Below are 18394 nucleotides of genomic sequence, written 5' to 3' on the forward strand. Positions count from 1 at the left end.
CGCCAGGCGGCGCCGGCCGCGTCGAGCGCGCGCGTGCCGAGCGTCGACATGGTGCCGCCCACGCTCGAGGCGGTCGAGGCCAGCACCCGGCCGGCGGCCATCGCGCTGCCGGCGAGCATGCGCCAGCCGCCGCTGGCCAGGTCGAGCCCTCGCCTGAGCAAGGTGCCGCGCAGGCCCAGCACGCTCATCGTATTGCGCACCAGGGCATAGGCGCTGACCACGCTGGACAGCACGCCCAGCAGCGAGCCGAGCCCGAACACCAGGCCGGCGACCGCGGCGACCACCGTGCCGATCACCCGCGCCGCGCCGCTGTGATTGGTGATGAAGGCGTTGAGCCTGGTGAGGGCGCCGACGGCCATGTCGAGGCCGCTGTTGTAGAGCGGCGTGACGGTTTCGCCGATCAGCGCCTTGAGCGTCTCGAACTTGGCATGCAGGTCGGCTTCCTTGGCGCGCGTGAGTCCGCTGGCGGCCTGCGCGCTGGCGTCGACGCCGGCCGCCTTGCTGCCGCTTTCCTCGTCCTGCTTCATGTCGGCGCGATGCTGGTAGATCGACATGAGCAGCTTCGCGGCATCGGCATTGGGGAGGATCGAATTGAGCAGCTCGGCGACCTTGTCGTCGTCCTTGATGCCCTTTTTCGCGAGCGCGGGCACCAGCACGGCGTCCACCCAGGCCAGCGGCGAGCGTTGCAGCAAGGCGTCGCCTCTCAACGCGCCCTGGTCGAAGCCGGTCACGGCGCCGTCCTTGCCGTGGTGAACCGCCTTGCGGTCGATGAAGCCGAGATCCACCAGGTTCTGCGTGGCCTTCGCGGTGGTGTGTCCCTGCGAGAGCTGGTTGACCAGGGCGGCCATGCCCTTGCCGGCGGCCGCGCCGCTGCCCACCGTGTCGAACAGCGACTTCATCTGGAAGTAGAGCGCGTCCGTGCTCAGGCCCTTGGCCGCATCGCCGCCGGCCTTCATGAAGCCGGCCCACTCGGCGGGCTTGATGTCGCCGGCCGAGATGTTCATCAGCTTCTGGATCGCGTCGGTTTCCCGCGCAATGCCGGCGGCGTCCTTGAAACCGTCGCGATCGTGCGCGACGGCCAGCAGGGCCGTGACCTTGGCGTTGTTGGCCTTGGCCTCCTTGTCGTCGTACTTGGCCAGGTTGCTGAACTGCATCTTCGCCACCGCGGTGCTGAGCGTTTCCGCCAGCGCCTCGGTGCCGGTCATCTGCAGCGAGTCGCGCATCAGGCCGAGGCTGCCGGCCATGCTGATACCGGGCGAGTCGGCGGTGCGCGCGTAGCGTTCGGCCTGCCGCGCGGTCTGCTCGTCGACGCCGAGCGCGCGGATCTGCGCGCGCGCGTCGTCGACCTCCTTCGAGGCATCGATCGCCTTGTGCAGGCCCTCCAGGACGGACTTGCCGGCCTCGCGCAGCGACTCGCCGGTTTCCTTGAGGACCTGGGCGTTCTCCGCCAGTCTCTTGCGGCGTTCCTCGGCCTGCGTCGCGCGGTCCAAGGCTTTCTTGGTGTCGGCGATATCGGCGTTGAGCTCGCGATGGCGGGATGCCAGCTCGCGCGTGCCGAGCCCGGCGCGGCCGAGTTCGTCGCGCAGCTCGCGCACCGCCTGGGTCTGGCTCTTGTGCCGGGTGCCGAGCTCGATCAGCGCGCCGCGCGCGCTGGCCAGCTCGCCGATCATCTGCTGCGAGGGCGGCCCGGAGGCGCGCATGCCGCGCGACAGCGTGTTGAAGCGCGCCTGCGCGGCGGCCAGCTCCTTCGAGGTGCCGGCCAGCTCGCCGCGCATGGCGCGGAACGACTTCACCGAGTCCTGCTGCTTGCCGAGCCTGTCGAGCTCCTCGCCCAGCGTCTCGATGTCTTTGTTGAATGCCTCGGCGGGCTTGGACGCGCGCTTGAGCGCGTCCTGCGCGGACTGGGTCCAGGCGGTGATGGTGTCCAGCATCACGCGCAGCTTGTCGGCGTCGTTCATGTTTCCTCGTATCCGCTACGTATCCGTGCGCGTTCGCGCCAGTCCATCAGCTCCGTCAGGGAGAAGCCGTCCATCTCGCGCGGTGCCCAGTGGAACACCGTCGCGATATCCGCCATCGCGTCTTCTACGCGCTCGGGGATTCCATGCTCGCTTTCAGCGACTTCGGCATCAAAAAACCGGCGAAGATGCCTCCCAGCGAGACCAGGTCGGCGGGGTCCATGGCGCGCACGTCGGCCGCGGTCAGCGCCGGGCTCGTGATGCGCGGCAGCACCTTGCACAGCGCGTCGACGTCGAGGTTGACGAGCGCCGACAGCGAGGTGCCGCGCAGCGCGCCGGCATCGGGCTTGGCCAGCGTCAGCTGGGTGATCGTCTGCTCGCCGCGCGCGATCGGCGTGTCGAGCGTGTGCGTGTTCTCGGCGTTGTCGCTGGTGCTCGTCGGATCCTGGTTTTCCGTGTTCATGTCGTCACTCATGGTGGCTAGGTTGAGGTGAGGGAAAGCGGTGCCGCGCCGTTCGGCGCGGCCGGGGTGTTACAGGCCGATCGCGTTGCGCAGGCCGGAGGCGAGGTCCGTGCCGTTGACGTTCTCGATCATGTTGATGAAGTCGAGTTCGATCAGCACGAAGCCGTTGATCGACAGCTTGTAGTAGCTGGCGTTGGTCGTGACCTTGAAGCTGGTGTCGTCCTTGACCTTGGCCTTGCCCATGTCGATTTCCTCGTGGCGGCCGCGCACCACGATCTCGACCGAGTCGTACTTCGCGCTGTCCTCGGCCTGGTAGGCGCCGGCGAAGCGCAGCAGCACGCCGTCGTGGGTGGTGATGCCCCACTGGCCGAGCACGTCTTCCATGAACCCGCCGCAGGTCCAGACCAGCTGGATTTCCTCGTTGCCGAGGTCCAGCTTGACCGGGCCGCTCATGCCGGCGCCCTGCCAGGATTCGGTCTTGCGTTTGAGCTTGGGCAGCTCGAGTTCCTGCACCTCACCGGCGAAACGGTTGCCGTTGTAGAACAGGTTGAAATTCTTGAGTTTGCGTGGCATTCCCATCGTGTCTGACTCCAGGTTGGGCCGTGGTTAGGCCGTCACGCGATCGGCGAAGGTCGCGAGATAGCGGTCGGTGAAGCGCTGGCGCAGCATCAGGTTCTCGAGCGGCGGCACCGGCGTGTAGTCGTAGTCGATGTACATCGCGCCCGAGGCGAGCTCGTCGGAGGTGTTCGGCTCCGGGTCGTACCAGGAGCTGCCGCCGATCAGGTAGCCGTTCGAGATCTGGCGGCGGAACCAGCCGTTGATGTTCTCGATGATGTCGCGGGCCAGCGACGGGTTCAGCGCGCCGTCGACGTTGCCCATCTGGGCCTCGGCCAGCGAGTCGGCGATCACCTGCGCGGTGCGCGTGTAGTTCTCGAACACGAACTTGGTGTCGGCCGCGCAGGTGCGCGAGCCCCAGAAGCGGAAGCCGTTGTAGTTCACCAGCGTCGTCACTTCGTTCTCGTTCAGGTAGCCCGCGTCGGTGGCCGGGTCCTGCAGGTCCCAGGACACGTCGGCCGAGATGCCCGTCACGCCGTTGACCACCACGTTCGAGAGCGTCTTGTGCCAGCCGATGTCGTTGTCGATCTTGGCGCGCAGGCCGGCGGCGATGGCCGGCGCGGGGATCGTCACGGTGGTGCTGGTGGTGCTGTCCCAGCCGAGGAAATCCGGCCACACGACCATCAGCTCGCGCTGGCCGAACTGCTTGCGGTAGGTGACCGCGTCTTCCTTGGTCTTGCAGCCGTAGGCCGAGACGTAGACGAAGGCGCGCAGCGACTGCGCGATCGGCGCCAGCGCATTGGCCACCGCCGGCGTGTCCAGGCCCGGCGCGACCAGGATGCGCGGCTTCACGCCCAGGCTCGCCTGCGCGGTCAGCAGCGCCTTGGCGCCCGTGTACTTGCCGTCGGCGGTGACCGTGCCGATCACGTTCGAGGCGGTTTCGGCGTCGTCCTTGCCGTCCGGCACGCGCACCACGACCGTGATCGGCTTGGTCTGCTGGCTGATCGCGTTGAGCGTGCGGTACAGCGTGCCCTTGGTGCCGGCCTTGCCGAGCGCCGAGACCACGTTGGTCAGCAGCACCGGGGTGTTGAGGGGGAAGGTGGCGTCGTCGGCGTCGGAGCCCGTGCAGACGATGCCGAGCACGGCCGTCGAGACGGAGCGGATCGGCGGGCCGCCGTCCGTGACTTCGATGACGCGTACACCGTGGTGGTAATCCTGCGGCATAGCTAAATCTCCAGTGGTGAGAGGGGTTCGGGGTGATGCGGCGCGCGGCTTACGGCTGCGCGGTCGAGGTCGGCGCCGGCGCGCTGGCCGTCTCCGACGTCGATTCCTGGGTGGGCGCGGCTTGCGCGGACGACGTCGGATCGGTGGTCGGCTGGCCGGCAGGATCCTGGGTCGGGCTCGGGGCCTGGTCCGAGGCGGCGGGCTGCGTGGTGCCGGCGTTCGAGTCCGTCGTCGTGCTCGTCGTCGCGTTCGTGTCGGCCGAGTTGGTCGGGCTGGGCGAGGTAGACGTGCTCGGCGGCAGCGGCTCGGCCTTCGGCGGCACATAGGGCGCCGGCTGCGACGGCCACACGATCGCGTCGGGCGAGCTCGCACCCTCGAAGGCGGAAACCAGGGCCATCTGGTACGCGGCCCAGGCCTTGAAGTAATAGATGCCCTCGTCGTCGAGCTGGCCGGCCGCATAGGCGTCGGCCTTGCCTTCGTTGGCCTTCCTGGCCTTGGCCATCAGCATGTCGAAGGTCTGCTGCGCGGCGGCCTGCTGCTCGGCGGCGATCACCGAGGCGGGCACCACCCAGGCACCGTCCACCCACGCGTGGCGCGGCGACGGACGCGGCTCGGTGGTCAGGCCCAGCTCGTCGGGCGTTTTGCCGGCCACCGAGATCTCGACCGGCTCGCCGGTGTCGGTGCGGTAGCAGATCCGGCCGCGATAGTCGGGCAGCAGGAACCAGGCGCCGTCGCGATAGAACGGCCAGCTGGTGGGCGTGCGCTCCGGCGGCGCGTCGAGCGTCGCGTTGGCGGGGATCAGCCAGCGGCCGTCGTTGCGCGGGTCCGCGTCGGGCTGGCCGCTGCTCAGGTACTCGCCAGTGGACGAGCTGTAGTGATGGATCAGCATGGTTGGGTGTCCGTAGGGTTAGTAGGCGCGGATCATGGCGAGCAGCGCGATGTTTCGAGGACGGGATTCGTTGCCGCCGTCGGCGTTGATGGTGACGGCGTGGGTGTGGTTGCCTGCGCCCGCGACGCTGACGTTGTGGTTGTGGTTGCCAGCGCCGTCGGTGTCGAATGTGTGAGCGTGGTTGCCTGCCGACTTCGTCCAGGGTTGTACGGCATCGTCGACCGAGAATCCGCTATGGACACTGCCGCGATCCACGTCGGTGGTGTACAGCGGCGTCTGGTAGTCCAACTGGTGAACGTGGTCGCCAGCGGCATAGGTTGAACCGTGGTGACCGTGCCAGCCTTGCACATCGGTTGCCGCCGTATGCACGTGATCGCCGACCGCGGCTGCTGTCGCGCCGTGCGCGTGCGCCATGTTCTGCGTGCCCTGGAACGAGCCGATCAGGCGGTTCGGGTCCGTGTCGTTTCGACCGTCGGCGAGGCCGCGGATGAATTCGCCGCGCAGTTCCGGCAGGCGGAAGGTGGTCGTGCCGTCGCCGGTGGAGAAGCAGCCCCAGCGCCCGCCCGCCCAGTCGCTATCGGAGACGAGCGCGCCGCTGGCTTGTGCATAGGCCCAGAGCGCGGGATAGTCGCCGCGGTTCAGCAGGGAGCCGTTGGCCTTCAGGTAGCCGGCACGCACGCTGGTGCGCGGCTCGTAGACGATCTGCCCGACCGAGGACGTCGAGATCGCCGAGAGCACCCATTCGGTGGTCGCGAGGCGTTGCGAGCTGTCTCCGGCGGCGGGCGTGGGGCCGAATACGTTGCTGGTGAAGCGAGTACCGTCCGGAGCGAACGACACGACCGCCTGCGTGTTGCAGGTGATGCCGAATTGGCCGTCGAACGTGTGATACAGGCCGGTGTCCGGCGCGCCGTCGTTGACGAAGGTCAGCGACGGCAGCAAGGGCGTACCTTCGTCGAGGATCAGGCGCTTGCCCGATGCCATCGTGACATCACCCTGGATCACGCCGCCGGTGCGCTTGTCCAGCGGATCGACCATCGCCTCGGTCCAGACGCGCTGTCCGTCGATCCGGAAGGTGCGGTCCTGGATGATGTACTGGGCGGCATGATCGGGCGACCACCAGCCGAAATGCTGGCTGTTTGCGTACAGGAAGCCGCTGAATGCACCGAGATGGATCGAGCCTTGCTCGACGGTCGTATTGACGCTCAGGTCGGCGAGGATGGTGGTCGTGCCGCCGATGGTCGTGCCGCAGGCGCTGCCGTCGATGACCACCCTGCCGTTGGCGAGCTCCCAGGAAAGTGGGCGGAAGTCGTTGAACGAGCCCGTCGCGTCGCCCGATTTGGTCGACAGCATGTAGAACGAGCGACCGTCGTTGCGCAGCATCACGCCGTAGTCGCCGCCGATCGCACGGAAATTGGCGCCGCCGGCATCGAGCTGTTGCGATGTGATGCCGTTCGTCACGTTGACGTTGCCTGCTACCTGAAGCAGATTCCGGCCGTCATCGGCCGTGGTGCCGATCAGCACGCGCCCCGACGGCAGCACGCGCATGCGTTCCTGGTTTGCCGTAACGAGCGAGGTGACGCCGCTGCCGGTCGCGCCGAGCATGGTGTTGCCGTCGCCCATGGCGGCGAAGTAGGCGGTGAGATCGTCGGTGTTGACGATCGCGCGGGCCTTGCCGCGGCCGATCGTCAGGGCGCCGAGCCCGACGATGTCGCCGGCCGACTGGATGGTCGAGACGCCGTCGTCGTTGATCGCACCGAACAGCACGCGCGCGCCGTAGGTCAGGCGCATCACGCGAGCCATGTTGCTGTCGTCGCGAGCGTCGTTCGGTTTGCCGTTGAGGCGGAAGTCCAGGTACTCGGTGCCCCAGGTGCCGTTGTTGAAACCCGCGTTCAGCGAAGCGACCACACGTGGCGATCCGTCCGTCACGCGAGGGTCGTTGAAGGTGGCGGAGAAGCGGATCTTGCCCTCGCTGCCGTGCTGCGCATCGGTGGGGGAGACGTTGATTTGCGCGTTGTCGCTGCCTACCGTATTGCGTACGCTCACTGCGCCATTGAACGTGCCGCCGTCATAAGACATGTACCGCTTGGCCGCGCCCAGCGGCGTCACCGCGCGTACATCGTCCGTGCCTGCCTTGACCTCGTCCTGCGTGGCCAGCTCGACCACGCCCTGGCGGATGGTCGTCGCCGGCGGGTTGAGAAAACTGGTCGATCCGAACTGCAGTTGCGAGGCATCGATGCTCGCGAACACCGCGTCGGCCGCCAGCAGCAGGATCGCCGAGGGCGACTTCTCCATGATCGCCGTGTCCTGCACATACACGCCGAACAGCACGCCGTTGTCGAGATAGAGTCCGAAGCCGAACAACGAATACTGGTCGTTCGTATCGTCCTGGATCACGACGTGGATCGTGTCGGGCGCGACGTTGTCGCCGCCGAAGGTGGTCACGCGCTTGCGCTCGTTGGGCAGCGCCTGCAGGCCGCGATCGAAGGCGAAGCCGGCCGTTGCGAGGCCGATCGAGACGACCTTGCGTGCCGCGGTGCCGGTATTGCCCTGCGCGACCAGCGCGGCCCGCCCGGCATCGGTGATTTGGATCAGGTTTCCTGCCATGTTCAGTTATCCGTGAGGTTCAGCCTGCGATAGAGAGCCGCCTGGGCGCCGGCGCCGATGCGTTGCCTGCCGCTCGCGCTGAAGCCCTGCGTGAGCGTGTAGTGCGCGCTGCCGCGCTTGGCGCGATCGACCTCGGCGATGATGTCGGCCACGTAGTCGGCCGTGACGGGCACGTTGTCCCGCTCGCCCACCGTCAGCACGATTTCGAAGGTGCCCGGCTGGCCCGGCGGCGCGGTCTCGAACCACTCGCGCATCGCCACGTTGGCGCCGAACGAGGCGCACACCTGGCGCACCGCCTCGGCCGTGCCCTTGATGCGCGCGATGCGGATCGCGGCCTTGACGCGCGCGCGCTTGACCTGCTCGGGCCAGTAGTCCTTCCAGGTCTCGACGCCCATGTGCCAGGCCAGCCACGGCAGGAAGGCGAGCGGGATGCGGTCCGGGTCCATCAGCGTGTCGAGCGTGACCGGGATCGCGCCGAGCGGCGCATTGGCCTCGGCCAGGCGCTGCTCGAGCACGGTCGCGTTCGGCGGCAGCAGCTTATTCATCGGCCACTCCGCCATCGACCAGCTCGATGCCGGTGCAATACGGCGCCTGGCCTGCCGAGATCGGCACGCCCGCGGCGGGCGAGTCGAGCAGCACCTTCTGCACGCCCGGCACGCGCAGCGCCGCATAGAGGCCGTCGAGCGTCACCTCCATGCCGATCCGGTGCATGTCGCTCGCGAACTGGGTGACGCGTTTCTGCGCCTCGGCCAGCGCCACCGAGCGATCGGGGCCGGCGAAGAAGCGCAGCGTGGCGTGGATCGCGTAGGGCACGATCTCGGCGCTCTGCACGATCACCTGGTCGGCCTGCGGACGCTTGCCCTCGAGCTCGGCGCGCACGGCGTCGAGCAGGGCCGCATCGGCGCTGCCGTCGCCGTCTCGCGACAGCACGGTGACCACCATCACGCAGGGCTCGGGGCTTTTCGCCGAGGCGGACAGCACGCGGCCGTCGGCCGAGCGCGCATGGAATTCGTAGGCCTCCTCGGGGCCGGCCACCGAGAAGCCGCGCGGCGCGAGCTGCACGCGCTCGCGCAGGCTGTCGTCGTCCTCATAGGTCGGCGCGATGCCGTTGTCGGGGTCGCCCGCCGAGATCTGCAGGCGGTCGACGTCGAACAGCGCGGCGATATGGTCGAGCGTGGAGCCGCTCGCATAGGCCAGCAGGATGCCGCGCGCCTTGTCGTTGACCAGCTGGCGCAGCAGCATCTCGCGGTAGGCGCTCTCCTGCAGCAGCCGCGCCAGCGGCTCCGATTCGAGCGCCAGCGTGGCGGCGAGCTCGGCCTGCTGGTCGGCCGGGTAGAGCGCGAGCAGGCTCGCGCGGCGCTCGGCGTAGAGCGTCTCGAAGTCGATGGTGTCGACGATGTCGGGCGCCGGCAGCTGCGAAAGGTCGATCGGCGTCGTTCTCATGCGGGGGCTCCGTTCGTGACCGGCACGCGCAGCGTGACGGCCTCGTCGAGTTGGTCGGTCCAGCCCTCGATGTCGAGGGTCTGGCTGCCGTCGAGCGGGTCGTCGCTCGAGGCGCTCAGTTGCACGCTGCTCACCGTGAGGCGCGGTTCCCAGCGCATCAGCGCGGTGGCCGTCGCCGCGTACAGGCGCACGCGCGTGGCGCCGTTGTTCGGCGCGTCGACCAGCTCGGGCAGCTCGGAGCCGAAACTGCGGCGCTGCAGGCAGGTGCCCAGCGGCGTCATCAGGATTCGCGTGACCGATTGCGCCAGGTGGTCGGCGCCGGAGATCGAGCGGCCGGTGACCGCGTTCATGCCTTTCATGCGCCTCCCGGAAGCGGTTGACTGGTGATCGCGTTCTCGCCGCGTGCCTGGTGCGTGTGCGAGACCAGGCTGACCTGGCCGGCGATCACGTCGCCGGTGAAGGCGGCCGAGCCGTCGATGCGCATCACGTTGCCGCCGCCGCCGTCGGTGCCGCCCTTGCCCGTCATGCCCGATTCGAAGGCGAACGGGCCCTTGACGGTCATCGCGCCCGTGCAGGTGGTGGTCTGCGCGTCGAGCGTGACCGTGTCGGCCTTCACGGTGGCCTCCTTGGTTTCGATCGTCACCGACACCGGCGCGACGATGCGCACCGTCGCGCCGGCCGGCAGCTCGGCCAGCAGCGCATGCGCGGCGTGGTCGTAGCTGATGCGCGCGCCGTCGGTATAGACGCGCGTATGCGTGTCGGGCGAGTTGTCGGGCTGCGGGGCGGCATCGGAGTAGAAGCCGCGCAGCGCGACCGCCTGCGCCGGATCGCCCATCGGTGCGAGCAGCACCACCTGTTCGCCGCGCGTCGGCGGCAGCCATTCGCGCGTCGCGCCGGCGGTGCCCGCAATCCAGGGAATCCAGTTCGTCTGCAGGCCGTCGTCGTCGGTCTCGCCGATCGCGACCCGGCACAGGCCGTTCGCATGATCGACATCGAGGATCGATCCCTTGCGTACCGCGTTGCGTGCCTTACGGTGAATTTCGTTCGCGTCCATGTCGATCATGTTGCCGTCGTGACGCTTGCCGGGCGAGCGATGGCATGTGTGTTCGCATCGAGTACGTTTGGAGTCCGGATGGATTCGACTAGGCGAGGGCGAATGCCGGATAAGTCGTTGCGAGCGCAACGACATGGGGAATGGAAGATTGGGGCGAGAGAAACGCAACGAGCCGCTTGAAGCGGCTCGTCGAAGGTGAGGCGGGGAAGAGGGGGGGCGGCAGCTCAGGCGATCACGGCAGCCATGGCGAATCCGCGTCGATCACGTATTGGATGACACGCTTGCCGTCGGCGCCGACGCTGACCATCACGCTCTCCGACAGTTTCAGCTTGATGTCGAGGTTGACGCGATCGTCGGCCAGCAGGTTCGCGTAGAAGGTGAAGCCGGTGCGCCAGAGATCGGGGTTGGCGACGATCGCGGGCTCGTTCAGGCGGATCCACTCGAGCAGGGCGATCGTCACGTTGTCGATATCGGCGGCGGTGGCCCACAGGTTGACCTCGCAATCGTATTCGTAGTCGAACGAGGCGCTGCGCGCGCCGGTCGAGACCACCGCGCCGGCGCTGATCGACATCAGCATGGCATCGGGCGTGGCGACGAGCGCGGGCACCGCGGCGAGGATCGCGGCGCGCAGGCTGGCGGGCTTATTCATGGGCGCTCACCCCCGAGGCGATGGCGGGCGGGGCGGCGCTGGCGCCGACGCCGACCCCGGCCTGGCAGGTGGCCACCATGTCCACCTCGGCGGCGCAATTGGCCCAGGCCGCGCGCGCCTGGTTCAGCGCGTCGCTGAGCTCACCGTTGCTGCGCGGGTGCATTGCCGGCAGCGTGCAGCGCGTCACCGTCGCGCAGGCGTTGAGCGTAATCGTCGGCGCCGGCGAGGGCGGGACTGGCGTGCAGGCGCACAACATCGTCAGGCAGGGCAGTATCGGCCCAGGCGCGAATCGCTTGGTTCTCATCGATCAGTTTCCGCAGTTGCTGTTGATAGGACGCGAGCCGCGCGTCGACCTGGCCGCGCGTGCGCTCGAGCTGCGCGCGCTGCGCGTCCTGCTCGCGTACCTGGCTGGTGAGCCGCGCGATCACCGCGTCGCGCGCGTCGGCGTCCTGGCGCGCCTGGCTGGCGGCGGCCGTCGCGCCGGCCAGGCGCTCCTGCAGCAGGCGCGTGTACTCGTAGCCGGCGCCGCCCGCGGCCAGCACGGCCAGCGCGATGCCGAGCTGCAGGCCAGGCAGGCTCGGCAGGTTCATGCGGCCGCCTGGTCCGCGCCGGCGTACTTCTGGTAGGCGCGCTCGAGCCGCACGTCGTAGAGATTGCGCGCGTAGTCGCGGCCGTTGTAGGCGGCGGCGAAGTCGGCCCATTTGCGGCCCTTCAGCGCCGCGAGCAGGGTCTTGTCGGCGAGGATGAAGCGCACGAAGGCGTCGAGCTGCGCGCTTTCGCCGGTTTCCATGCGCGACACGAAATCGTCGACGCTGGCGTAGCCGAGCCGCTGCCAGTGATAGCCCATGATCTGGAACGCGCCCCAACTGGCGGCCTCGTAGGCCGAGCGCGCGTCGATCCGGGCGGCCGCGTCGAGCCGCACGTATTCGGCGGCGCCGCCCTGGTAGCCGCCGGCGCTCGGGTTGACGATGTCGGGGCTGGCGGCGGCCGCGGCGCTGGCCGCGTCCTGGCCGAGGTTGGCGACGAGTTGCCGGTACATCACGTGGCGCTCGAACAGGATCTTGGGCCGGCCGTCGCCGAGGAAGCCGGCGCCGTTCGACTCCACTTCGTTGACCGCGCGCACGCAGGCGGTCGACACGCCGAGCCGGTTGGCGGCGGCCAGCAGGTCGGCGTTGGTCAGGTCGCGCGGGTCGCGCTGGCCGGTGGCGAGCGCGTTGTAGGTCTTGGGGCCGGCGATGCCGTCGACCACCAGGCCGGCAACGGCCTGCACCGCCTTCACGGCGCGCTCGGTGGCTTCGTCGTAGATGTGGGTGACGGCGAGCGGGTAGCCGGCGCGCACCAGGCGTTGTTGCAGCAGGCCGACCTCGGCGCCGCAGTCGTTGAAATGAAGGACGTTCACGCTTGCTTGCTCCGCAGTAGATGCGCGATGTCGCCACGCGCGAGATGGACGAGGATGGCCAGCAGCACGGCGAGCGCGGCCTGGAAGAAGCCGGTGGCGCGCGCGTGCAGCAGCAGTTCGATGCCGGCGCCGCCCGAGACGGCGACGATCGCCCAGGCGGCCCAGGCGACGTGGAAGCGGTGCCGCGCGCCGTTGCGGCGATAGGCCAGCACGCGCACGATCACGGCGAGATGGGCGGCGAACGCGACCAGCGCATAGGACAGGTGCATGTCATTGCCCCTTGCGCAGGAAGGCCAGCAGGTCGGCGCTCTTGACGCGCTCGATCAGCGTGAGCGTGACGGTGATCACCAGCGCCGCGGCGAAGAACGCGGCGACGCCGGCCGAGCGGATCGGCACCACGTTCATCAGCTCGGGCGCGGCCAGGTAGCCCATCACCAGCGAGATCAGCATGTAGGCCGCGCGGCGCGCGATGCCGAGATCCTTGGCGGTGACCACCACCAGGGCGGCGCCGGCGAAGGCGCCGATCAGCGTGTCGCCGTCGATGCCGGGCGAGATGCCGACGATGCCGAGCGCGGCGAACAGCGCGGCGGCGGTGGAGATATTCGGTTCAGCCATGCGTGGTCGCCATGTTCAGTTGAAGAGTTGCAGGAGCGGGCGGACCTGGTCGATCGCCACCGGCGCGGGCATCTCGACCACGGTGCCGGCCGGCAGCGCCACGCCGAGCGCGGCGATGCCGGGATTGGCGGCCATCACCGCCTCGACCGTGCCGGAGGTGCTGCCGTAGTAGCGCCAGCACAGCGCGTCGAGCGATTCGTCCTGCAGAGCGGTGACCTTCATCGTCTTGCCTCCTGCTTGGGTTGGCCCGGGGCGCACGCGCGGCGCGAACCGGGGCTCGTCGAGAGCGGGGCGTGCGCGGCCGGCGTGAGGCCTGGCGCGCCCAGGTAATGCGCGGAGATCCGCACGAAGCGCTCGACATGACGCGTGGGCGCGCTGTCGCGATACGGATTCGGTGTGTCTTGCTTCGCCATCGATGAGGCCGGACCAGGGGTGATTGAGCTGGTGTCCATGTTCGGCATTCGCGCCGGGCGGCTCAATGGGCGGGGTTTGTCGGGGGGATGGGGACAGTGAAGGGCGGAGCGTGCTTCGTCGCGAGGGCGATGGCGGGCGAGGCGTAATGCGCGGGTGGGGCGGGGATGCCGTGCAGCCGGATTGCAGCTTGGGCGGGCTGGCGCGAGCTTGATTGAGGTGGCGCAACCTTGGTTTTGCGCTGCAGCTTGCGCGCAAGTGCTTGACCGGAAAGGCTTCGCGGCGCGTCGATGAAACTCCGAAGGCAGGGGTTGTATGTCCGGCTACGTTCAGCAGCCGCGTTTGCTGATGAAACGAAGAATAGCGTGGCCGCCGGCGACGAGACCGAGTGAAATCACAAAGCTGAGTGCCAAAAGTACACCGGTGACAACGCTGTCCTGCCCTTCGGATCCGACTACGTCAAAAATGCGAAAGAGCGGTACCAGCATATCGAAGCCACGCTCGCTGTACAGCCAGAGCGGAACCGCATCGATACGGGTCACGAGGAAGAACACCGGGATGACGAGCATGATCGCGACCACCAGCCTTAATAGCTTTTTCATCGGACCAACACCGTTCCGTAATGCCTGATATTTGTGCCCGGGATGAGTTTGGGCGGCTGTGCCAAAAGAAACCTTCGTAGCTTAAATTGCGACTTGGATACCAAAGCAATGCATACAGTGCATACGCCAAGCAGGCCATTGGGATGCAAACGGAAGTTGCCGCGCTTGATGCCATTCACGATGGCGTGATCCCTCAAGGAATCCCAAAGCCACCCAAGCCGCCCGCCGCTTTGTCGGTTGACGATGTAGTACATCCCTTTCGGACGCGGGCCATTGTCTACAAGCGCCGTTGCATCGGGATTGTTGACGTAAGGAGTAGGCACGGCAAATGCCGTCCTGGAGTCTGCAAGACAGGTGCGAATCGCTGCAGGTGAGTCGATTGTCGTGACCGGGGCCGAATCACGCTGCCGAGGACGGTAGTTTGGGCGTGTCGAGGACAGCGGCTTTTGCGGCCAGCAGTTCGTCGCCGGAAACGTCGTATCGCCGTAACCAGGCGTTACTGCTGGCGACAGAGTTATAGACGGGGGCGTCCCCGTTGACCGTGCCTCGCTGAAGAATCGAAACGGTGTCGGCGACAATGGGGCGCAGCGCCGCATTGAGCACTACATAGGCAGGCGGGGCAGATGGCGCCGTGTCGCCTTCCGCGCCAGCCTCTGGTGCCACGCCAGCGCGGATCAGCAAACCTTGAGCGCAGTGCATCAGGTCGTACCAATCCTTCGGCAGTTCAGATTGCAAGGTGCTTAACCCGCCGACCTTGCCTAGCATCGCTTTGTCGATCAGTGTGAGCCAGTCGACAGTCTTGAGCCGGTCCGTGAGATCCCGAACCATCATGGAAATCGGGTTGCCGACATCGATGCCCGGGCCGAGCATTTGCGCTATGAAATATTCGCTGCTTTCGTTTTCGACTCGACCAGGCGGCGACAGATTGACCGCGAATCCTGCGTGCCCATGTATGGCGTCGACCGCTGTCGCCGCTTCGCGGAACAGCTGCACAAACGGTTCAGGGTTGGCCCTTACGACCGGCGCCGGGAACGTGAATACCAGCACGTCGAGGCCTCTGGTGCCGAGATCGGCCTGAAATTGCTCGATGCAGAACGTGGTGAATTCGTAAAACGAGGCTTCGCGTGCGGTATCACCGCCAACAAACGTCGCATCGAATCCCTCGTTGGCTCCGACACTGGACGCAAGTGACGCCAGCGCCGGCGCTTTGGCGATTGGAAGCGCCCGCTTGCCGTTGAACCACATCCATTTCAACGGTTGCTCGGTGCCGGGCGTCCCTGTGCCTCTGGCGACCGTCACATATCGGTCGAACACCCACGCGAGTGCATCGCGTTTGTTACGCGTGTATCCGCCCTTGAAATACATTGCCGAGCGCACAACCAAGGCGGCACCGATGCCCTTGTGGGCATAGCGAGGCTCGAAAATCGCGTTCGGCATCATGCCGGCCTGGGCCAACCGCTGCAACTGCTCGTGATCGTGGTTCATCGTTGATTCGTTGCAATGTCAGGGAAGGGGAAACGGCATGCGTGGCGACATAGGCCCGCCAAGGCCTCCTTTCAACCCTTGCCCAATGAGTTTGCGCAGCGCCGAAGCGGCCGATTGCGTGCTTTCATCTTGGTTGGGTTGCTCGTCGGAGCATCCGCAGTCGCTTGGTCCCATCGTAGCGAATTTGGACGGATTACCGGCGATGCGCTCATACGCTTCCTGTTGTTTCGGATCGAACTGATCGGGCGGGAATTTGATTTCGACTACCGACTTCAGGTTGTCTTGTGTCGGGGGCGACGATGGATCGTTGACGATTACTACGTCCGGGCGCCGGATGTTACCAACGCCCGGCACGTAACCGTCTAGCCCGCCAGGCCAGTATTTTTGTATCCAGCCCGGTAAGTAGTCGTGCGCTTTCGTAATAACCTGCGAATCCATGATTGGGCTAGGCGGATCGCGCGACATGTCGTAGTTGATTTCGGCCTTGTAGGGACTCTGGTGGTCGCCAATAGCGTCCGCGGTCTTGAGGCGGCCGCTTACACATTGCTGCTTTAGCTTCTGCCCGGTAACGCCGATTGAAGGCATGGCATTACATTTGCAGATGACAAAGCAGAGTGCTTCGCGATCCTGCATGTCGAGTGAATTTCGGCGCACGCGCATTGGATTCGTGCGACCGTCGCCAGGCCCTGTTGCTCCTGCGCCAGTTCCTTGGGCGTAGTTGGTCATGACAAGCTCGAGTTCGACCTTTCGAAGGTCAACGATGATGACTGGTCCGCAGACAACCAGCTTGTGTAACCGTCAGCGTCTGTTTCCCCTGAAACGGTTTGCCCGTTCGAGCCGGTAACGGTATAGAAATGGCCGATGACCGGCCGGTCGGTGTCGTCATCCAGTACCTGAAAGCGACCCCGTTGCGGCCCGTTATTTGCAGGCTGCGAAAGCACGCTGAGTCCCGCGCCGATCGGCGCAACTGCGCTGCCGCCCGGTCCGGATGCCGGCGATGCGGTGGCGGTTCCCTGGGACGCGATCAGCGTGGCGCCGCATGCGGTCGTGTCGCCGTCGCATGCTACTGCGCGGCCGCCGAAAGTCATGTTCAGCTCGGTCGGCACCTTCACGATCGGGAAAACTCCGTCGCATCGCGGGCAAGCGGCCATATCCCCGATTAGTGCGAGCGATTTTCCGTCTACAGTGTGTGTCGGATCGCAAGTCAAAACGCGGCAGCCGTGCGAAGTCCCGTCGCCTTCACGAATGAACGCGAATCCCATGCTGGTCTCCGATGAAGAAGTCGTTCGGAATGTAGCATGGCCGTTCCTGCACTTAGCCTGTAGGAATTATCGGGCATAGCCGTGTGGTTTGGTCGCAGTTCTTGTAGTCTTCCCCGATACAACGCGCATGGAGTTGCCAATGCCAATCCCTCTCGCAATGCTGTCGCCCCCCCTATGTGTCGAGCATTCGCTTTGCTTCGAATTGATGAAAGGCGTCCCGGCCGCGGTTGTCGCGATCTTTGCGTCAGCATTGGCGGGGATGATCGCTTACCGGCAATACCGTGTTGCCAAGGCGAAATTGAATCTCGATTTGTTCGAAAAACGTTACGAGCTATTCGAGCATGTCTGGGCCCTGGCATCAGCAGTGATGCACGGCAAGGTAGTGGGCATGGTTGATCCCGTCAGACTGAACGTGACCAACGCGCTGCCGAAGATCGAATTTCTATTCGACGCTGGCATCGCGGCGTACGTTCGCGAGATCAACGAAAGCTCGGCAGAACTCTGGCAGATCCACCAACAGATGATGCAAGCCGGCTACGGCATCTCAACTGAATATGTGGAGCGTCGGCGATCGTTGGTTAGTTGGTTCGGAGAGCAAGCATTGGGTGGATGCCAAGCCCGCTTCGGTGCATATTTGGACGTTGCGAAGTGGTGAGCAGGGTTTGACGGTGTGCTGAAGTGTCCGGCGAAAGTGCAGCTGTGCAGTTAAATTGCCGCCTGCACACTAGCGGTCAACGGCAAATTTACCTTGTTTTGCCTTGAATAAGCGGTTTGCGAGTCGCGCAAGGCATTGATTTAATAAGGTTGCCATTTGTCGCTAAAGCTCCGAAGGCAGGGGGGGCGAGGCGTCGCCTCGTGATTATCAGCTCAGACGTTTTTCCTGGATGAGCGACGAAGGATGCGGTCAGCCCATCCAACGATCAAGACTGAACTGATCAACGCGAGAAAAAAGCTGATCAGGAGCAGCGAGCCATACAGATAATCCTCGTCCTCTTCGCCACCATACGAGCCGAGCGCACGAAAGATCGGCGCGGCGATGTCCCATCCGTTTCCGTTGTCGAACCAATGCGACAACCACGGAAGGGCGGTGACACCTACGTAGATCGGAAGCGTGAGAAGAAGTGTCAGCACAAGGCGAGCGAAGATTTTCATTTGACTGGGTCGTTTTTCGGAGGTGCGAATCGCGGGTGCCCGCTGAGACGGCGATGAGCGTGTTTGATGCGCGCCCATCCTCCATCGAGCGCCGAGGTCGGTACAAGCCGGCATAACAGCGCAGGCCGTGCAGCGATCGACGGCAACGAATCACCCACGCAAACAATCGTTCCCTATGCAACCATCTCGCTTCGCGCCGCGAGAGAAGGGTTCGCGTCGTAAAAAGACTGAAAGCCTTCGTTCATGAGACGCTGCGGGCAATGTAAAGCCACGCTTACAGGGGATCACGTTCACGGGGTGCGCGCGAACGGCCAGCATCGGGACGACACATCGGGTTCGATGCACACCACGGCCTCGCCGCAAAACAAACGAGAACGCCAGACACTGCCGCAGGCTCGATTCATACCGCAGACGACACTGCCGCGGATGCCATCACGCATCCCTGGCGGGACGCTTGCGAGCTTCGTATTCAGGATGTTGTCGCCGTTTCGCCCAGCCGATCGCGGCTGCCCGTCGTGCTTGCGCGATCGCGCGCACCGATCGGCGCCGGGGGCGAGCGCGGGTGTTTTCTCCTTCGCGCGAGTGCCCGCGCGAGGCTGGAAAACCGCGCGCGCATGTGTTTCGTAATGCTT

General features: G+C 66.0%; 23 protein-coding genes and 2 pseudogenes. 1 reads left to right on the top strand and 24 read right to left on the bottom strand.

Translation table 11 applies throughout. The annotated features are described in order from the left end of the window. From F3J18_RS21035 to F3J18_RS21145, 23 genes and pseudogenes are all read right to left on the bottom strand, one after another. Positions 1 to 1958: pseudogene (locus F3J18_RS21035) on the bottom strand (hypothetical protein); the annotation flags it as partial. After that, positions 1955 to 2074, bottom strand: coding sequence for a GpE family phage tail protein (locus F3J18_RS21040; protein ID WP_166913987.1), 120 nt, complete (start codon positions 2072 to 2074; stop codon positions 1955 to 1957). The pseudogene F3J18_RS21035 and the gene F3J18_RS21040, both read right to left, overlap by 4 nt. Before the next feature lie 8 nt (positions 2075 to 2082). Further along, positions 2083 to 2418, bottom strand: a complete 336-nt coding sequence (locus F3J18_RS21045) for a phage tail assembly protein (protein ID WP_166913989.1) — start codon at positions 2416 to 2418, stop codon at positions 2083 to 2085. A gap of 69 nt (positions 2419 to 2487) precedes the next feature. Further along, positions 2488 to 2997, bottom strand: a complete 510-nt coding sequence (locus F3J18_RS21050; protein ID WP_013696219.1) for a phage major tail tube protein — start codon at positions 2995 to 2997, stop codon at positions 2488 to 2490. 27 nt (positions 2998 to 3024) lie between these two features. Beyond that, on the bottom strand, positions 3025 to 4197 hold the full coding sequence (locus F3J18_RS21055) for a phage tail sheath protein (RefSeq protein WP_166913991.1): 1173 nt from the start codon (positions 4195 to 4197) through the stop codon (positions 3025 to 3027). A gap of 292 nt (positions 4198 to 4489) precedes the next feature. Next, a pseudogene (locus tag F3J18_RS21060) lies at positions 4490 to 5086 on the bottom strand (tail fiber assembly protein); the annotation flags it as partial. Between the two features lie 18 nt (positions 5087 to 5104). After that, positions 5105 to 7690: a phage tail protein gene (locus F3J18_RS21065; RefSeq protein WP_166913995.1), complete on the bottom strand. Its 2586-nt coding sequence runs from the start codon at positions 7688 to 7690 to the stop codon at positions 5105 to 5107. A gap of 2 nt (positions 7691 to 7692) precedes the next feature. Next, on the bottom strand, positions 7693 to 8250 hold the full coding sequence (locus tag F3J18_RS21070) for a phage tail protein I (protein WP_036035313.1): 558 nt from the start codon (positions 8248 to 8250) through the stop codon (positions 7693 to 7695). Continuing rightward, positions 8228 to 9133 (bottom strand): baseplate J/gp47 family protein, encoded by a 906-nt coding sequence (locus F3J18_RS21075; protein ID WP_166913997.1) that lies wholly within the window; start codon positions 9131 to 9133, stop codon positions 8228 to 8230. The genes F3J18_RS21070 and F3J18_RS21075 overlap by 23 nt, the downstream gene beginning before the upstream one ends. Next, the gene (locus tag F3J18_RS21080; RefSeq protein ID WP_025097764.1) at positions 9130 to 9492 is read right to left on the bottom strand and encodes a GPW/gp25 family protein; all 363 of its coding nucleotides are present in this window, start codon (positions 9490 to 9492) and stop codon (positions 9130 to 9132) included. The genes F3J18_RS21075 and F3J18_RS21080 overlap by 4 nt, the downstream gene beginning before the upstream one ends. Beyond that, positions 9489 to 10187, bottom strand: coding sequence for a phage baseplate assembly protein V (locus F3J18_RS21085; protein ID WP_166914024.1), 699 nt, complete (start codon positions 10185 to 10187; stop codon positions 9489 to 9491). Before F3J18_RS21085 ends, F3J18_RS21080 begins: the two co-directional genes overlap by 4 nt. Before the next feature lie 232 nt (positions 10188 to 10419). Next, complete coding sequence (locus F3J18_RS21090) at positions 10420 to 10836, bottom strand: phage tail protein (RefSeq protein ID WP_013696227.1); 417 nt, start codon at positions 10834 to 10836, stop codon at positions 10420 to 10422. Continuing rightward, positions 10829 to 11092 carry an Rz1-like lysis system protein LysC gene (lysC, locus tag F3J18_RS38260; protein WP_240154568.1) on the bottom strand — a complete coding sequence of 88 codons (264 nt, stop codon included), beginning with the start codon at positions 11090 to 11092 and terminating at the stop codon, positions 10829 to 10831. Before lysC ends, F3J18_RS21090 begins: the two co-directional genes overlap by 8 nt. After that, on the bottom strand, positions 10977 to 11426 hold the full coding sequence (lysB, locus tag F3J18_RS21100; protein ID WP_166914001.1) for an Rz-like lysis system protein LysB: 450 nt from the start codon (positions 11424 to 11426) through the stop codon (positions 10977 to 10979). The genes lysC and lysB overlap by 116 nt, the downstream gene beginning before the upstream one ends. Continuing rightward, positions 11423 to 12235: an N-acetylmuramidase family protein gene (locus tag F3J18_RS21105; protein WP_166914003.1), complete on the bottom strand. Its 813-nt coding sequence runs from the start codon at positions 12233 to 12235 to the stop codon at positions 11423 to 11425. Before F3J18_RS21105 ends, lysB begins: the two co-directional genes overlap by 4 nt. After that, positions 12232 to 12504: a phage holin family protein gene (locus F3J18_RS21110; RefSeq protein WP_013696231.1), complete on the bottom strand. Its 273-nt coding sequence runs from the start codon at positions 12502 to 12504 to the stop codon at positions 12232 to 12234. The genes F3J18_RS21105 and F3J18_RS21110 overlap by 4 nt, the downstream gene beginning before the upstream one ends. A gap of 1 nt (position 12505) precedes the next feature. Beyond that, positions 12506 to 12850, bottom strand: a complete 345-nt coding sequence (locus tag F3J18_RS21115) for a putative holin (RefSeq protein ID WP_013696232.1) — start codon at positions 12848 to 12850, stop codon at positions 12506 to 12508. A gap of 15 nt (positions 12851 to 12865) precedes the next feature. Beyond that, positions 12866 to 13072, bottom strand: coding sequence for a tail protein X (locus tag F3J18_RS21120; protein WP_013696233.1), 207 nt, complete (start codon positions 13070 to 13072; stop codon positions 12866 to 12868). Between the two features lie 518 nt (positions 13073 to 13590). Beyond that, the gene (locus F3J18_RS21125) at positions 13591 to 13863 is read right to left on the bottom strand and encodes a hypothetical protein (RefSeq protein ID WP_166914005.1); all 273 of its coding nucleotides are present in this window, start codon (positions 13861 to 13863) and stop codon (positions 13591 to 13593) included. Continuing rightward, positions 13860 to 14186 carry a tlde1 domain-containing protein gene (locus tag F3J18_RS38675; protein WP_166914007.1) on the bottom strand — a complete coding sequence of 109 codons (327 nt, stop codon included), beginning with the start codon at positions 14184 to 14186 and terminating at the stop codon, positions 13860 to 13862. The genes F3J18_RS21125 and F3J18_RS38675 overlap by 4 nt, the downstream gene beginning before the upstream one ends. 76 nt (positions 14187 to 14262) lie before the next feature. After that, a complete protein-coding gene (locus F3J18_RS21135) occupies positions 14263 to 15348 on the bottom strand; it encodes a type VI immunity family protein (RefSeq protein WP_166914009.1) in 1086 nt (361 codons plus the stop codon). A gap of 18 nt (positions 15349 to 15366) precedes the next feature. Then, positions 15367 to 16074, bottom strand: coding sequence for a VRR-NUC domain-containing protein (locus F3J18_RS21140; RefSeq protein WP_166914011.1), 708 nt, complete (start codon positions 16072 to 16074; stop codon positions 15367 to 15369). Further along, positions 16071 to 16610: a PAAR domain-containing protein gene (locus F3J18_RS21145; RefSeq protein ID WP_166914013.1), complete on the bottom strand. Its 540-nt coding sequence runs from the start codon at positions 16608 to 16610 to the stop codon at positions 16071 to 16073. The genes F3J18_RS21140 and F3J18_RS21145 overlap by 4 nt, the downstream gene beginning before the upstream one ends. A gap of 139 nt (positions 16611 to 16749) precedes the next feature. Between F3J18_RS21145 and F3J18_RS21150 the strand changes: the two genes are divergently transcribed. Next, a complete protein-coding gene (locus tag F3J18_RS21150) occupies positions 16750 to 17265 on the top strand; it encodes a hypothetical protein (protein ID WP_166914015.1) in 516 nt (171 codons plus the stop codon). Between the two features lie 212 nt (positions 17266 to 17477). Here F3J18_RS21150 and F3J18_RS21155 read toward each other — a convergent pair whose 3' ends face one another. Beyond that, positions 17478 to 17762, bottom strand: coding sequence for a hypothetical protein (locus tag F3J18_RS21155; protein WP_166914017.1), 285 nt, complete (start codon positions 17760 to 17762; stop codon positions 17478 to 17480). Between the last annotated feature and the right edge of the window lie 632 nt (positions 17763 to 18394).

This window comes from Burkholderia sp. Ax-1720 (assembly GCF_011753035.1).
In the GTDB taxonomy this organism is placed as follows: Bacteria; Pseudomonadota; Gammaproteobacteria; order Burkholderiales; family Burkholderiaceae; genus Burkholderia; species Burkholderia gladioli.